Here is a 2,279-nt window from a genome sequence, read left to right as displayed (position 1 = left end):
TTTTGGTAGAAAAAGGGCTTTATTATGCCATGTGGCGTCAGCAAATTGGCGAACGCAAGAATAAACTGGTTTCTGCATAAAATTTAGTGTTCTACAAAAAATATGATAAATTTGTCAATAAATTTCTAAAAAATGAGTCAATATATCATAAATACGAAAAATGACAGTCAATCTGATGCTTTGATTAAATATCTAAAATCCTTAGATTTTATTGAAGTAAAAGTATTAAAAATGCCTCCAAAAAAGTCGGAAGCGGTAGCTGATGCAAAATCATTTTTAGAAGGATTACCTAATCAAAAGCATTCGCAGTCGGATGTGAATAAGGCAATAAAATCTATTCGTAAAAAACATGGCTATCAGTAAAATTAGGGTAGTTATCGACCCGAATATTATTGCAAGTGTCTTGCTTGGAGGAATAACACAAAAACGTTATTTGTGGCTTTTAGATAACCTTGAATATTTTGATATTTGCTATTCTGATAAGATTTTAGAAGAAATCAGACATTTTGCCGAAGTTAGTTATTTTCAGAAGAAAGGAATCACGATTTCAATTATAGAAAGATTCCTTTCTTCTTTTCAGGCCTATTCTTTAAAGATTATAGTAAGTTCAAAGGTAAAATTAGGTAGAGATACCAACGATTATTTTCTATTGAGCCTATGCCGTGATGCAAAAGTAAAGTTCTTAACCACAGGCGACCCCGATTTATTAGAATTGAGAAAATATGCTTCAACACAAATAGTGTCAATGAAAGATTTTGTTGAAATTTTTCAAAATAATTAGACTACTCCTGCATAACCTTCGTAATCTCGTTCAGTTTCTGCACTTTACTTTGGAAATCACCTTTGAGTTTATTTCTGATTGCCTGCAAATTATTCAATGTTTCTTGCAAGTTTTCGGGAATGATTTCTTCTAAAATCTCACGGAAACGTTTTGCAAAAGTCGGTGATTTTCCGTTGGTTGAAATGGCAATTTTCAAATCTTCTTTTACCACTACCGAACTCAAATAAAAATCGCACAAATCAGGAGTATCTGCAATATTCACCAATATTCGTTTAGCTTTACAATCGTCTCGTACTTGTCGGTTTACTTCTTTGCTATCAGTTCCTGCCGTAACGATGTCCATTCCTTCAAGGTGCGAAATGTCGTATCTTTCTTGAATCAAAGTAAGATTATGATGTGGCACTAAAGCCTTGATTTCATCACGAATTTCGGGTGCAACGAGCTTCACCGTCGCTTTTGGAGAATTTCTAAAAATAGCTTCGAGTTTTTCCAAACCCACATTTCCTCCGCCTACTACAAGCGTGTTCAATTCTTCAAGTTTCAGAAATACTGGAAATAATGTATTCATTTTTAAGCAATAAAAGTTTTTTCTAATATTCTCACCAAAGCTTCTAAACCGTCTTTATCAACTTCCGAAAAATCGTCTAATTTATCGCTATCAACATCCAAAACCATTGAAACATCGCCATTTTTATCAAAAACAGGCACTACAATTTCAGATTTTGAGGCCGAACTACAAGCAATATGCCCAGGAAACTCTTCGACATTTGGCACAATGACTGTTTCTTTAGTGCGATAACAATAGCCACAAACGCCCTTGTCGAAATTGATACGTGTACAGGCAATCGGACCTTGGAATGGCCCTAAAACCAATTGGTTTTCTTTTTTGAGATAAAATCCAACCCAAAAGAATCCAAAAGCTTCTCTGAGAGCAGCAGCAAAATTAGCCAAGTTAGCCGTTTGGTCTGTTTCACCACTCAAAAGTCCCTCAACTTGGGGAATAATACTATCATATACCTCTTTGCGGGAGGCATTTTCTGGAATATATAATGTTTCAGCCATATTTGTGGGGCGATGTTCCTACATCGTCCAAAGTAAGATTAAGCCACTGTATTAACAAAAAATCTTTTCAAAGTCGGGGCATCAATGGCCTTCATTTGCCATTTGTTGTTCAAATCAGCCAAAGTTGATAAAGTAATGTTATTGAAGATGATAGTTTCAGGAGAAACAAGACCACTTTCAACAGCTTTTCTGTATTGAAAAACTGAGAAAGTTTTTATTTCGTTGTCATCGATATATGCCTGTGAACGGTCGAAAAAATCTATGTTTAGGGCATCGCCAAGCTCTTTAAACCAACGAGTAGAGGCATCTATGGAGCAACCACTGGCGGCATTCATGTTTTGGTCGAGAGCAATAATCACGAAACGATTATGCAATACCTTCGCCGAGGCCAACAAGGCGGCTCCATGAGCAGCCCATTGATTAACGGCTGGCTTGA

The 2,279-nt window shown here is 36.0% G+C and carries 5 protein-coding genes; 2 read left to right on the top strand and 3 right to left on the bottom strand.

Annotated features, from left to right (window positions below):
* Nucleotides 1-132 precede the first annotated feature (132 nt).
* Together ACOVO2_RS08230 and ACOVO2_RS08225 are read left to right on the top strand one after the other, a co-directional pair.
* Nucleotides 133-363: a hypothetical protein gene (locus ACOVO2_RS08230; protein ID WP_421769498.1), complete on the top strand. Its 231-nt coding sequence runs from the start codon at nucleotides 133-135 to the stop codon at nucleotides 361-363.
* Nucleotides 350-781, top strand: a complete 432-nt coding sequence (locus ACOVO2_RS08225) for a putative toxin-antitoxin system toxin component, PIN family (RefSeq protein ID WP_421769497.1) — start codon at nucleotides 350-352, stop codon at nucleotides 779-781. The genes ACOVO2_RS08230 and ACOVO2_RS08225 overlap by 14 nt, the downstream gene beginning before the upstream one ends.
* 1 nt (nucleotide 782) lies before the next feature.
* On the opposite strand, the gene ACOVO2_RS08220 is transcribed toward ACOVO2_RS08225, so the two are convergent.
* The 3 genes from ACOVO2_RS08220 to ACOVO2_RS08210 form a co-directional block, all read right to left on the bottom strand.
* Entirely contained in the window at nucleotides 783-1,349 is a 567-nt protein-coding gene (locus ACOVO2_RS08220) for a precorrin-2 dehydrogenase/sirohydrochlorin ferrochelatase family protein (protein ID WP_421769496.1), read from the bottom strand.
* A 2-nt stretch (nucleotides 1,350-1,351) separates the two neighbouring features.
* Nucleotides 1,352-1,843 carry a GAF domain-containing protein gene (locus tag ACOVO2_RS08215; protein WP_421769495.1) on the bottom strand — a complete coding sequence of 164 codons (492 nt, stop codon included), beginning with the start codon at nucleotides 1,841-1,843 and terminating at the stop codon, nucleotides 1,352-1,354.
* Nucleotides 1,844-1,881: 38 nt separating this feature from the next.
* A partial coding sequence (locus ACOVO2_RS08210; protein WP_421769494.1) for a hypothetical protein occupies nucleotides 1,882-2,279 on the bottom strand: 398 nt, incomplete at its 5' end.

Source organism: Emticicia sp. (assembly GCF_049241225.1).
In the GTDB taxonomy this organism is placed as follows: domain Bacteria; phylum Bacteroidota; class Bacteroidia; order Cytophagales; family Spirosomataceae; genus Emticicia.
This window is presented reverse-complemented; position numbering and strand designations above follow the sequence as displayed.

Bases quoted from the DNA above. Each gene is read 5' to 3' on its own strand.
- ACOVO2_RS08215 (WP_421769495.1), bottom strand. From the start codon at position 1,843: ATGGCTGAAACATTATATATTCCAGAAAATGCCTCCCGCAAAGAGGTA.
- ACOVO2_RS08220 (WP_421769496.1), bottom strand. From the start codon at position 1,349: ATGAATACATTATTTCCAGTATTTCTGAAACTTGAAGAATTGAACACG.
- ACOVO2_RS08225 (WP_421769497.1), top strand. From the start codon at position 350: ATGGCTATCAGTAAAATTAGGGTAGTTATCGACCCGAATATTATTGCA.
- ACOVO2_RS08230 (WP_421769498.1), top strand. From the start codon at position 133: ATGAGTCAATATATCATAAATACGAAAAATGACAGTCAATCTGATGCT.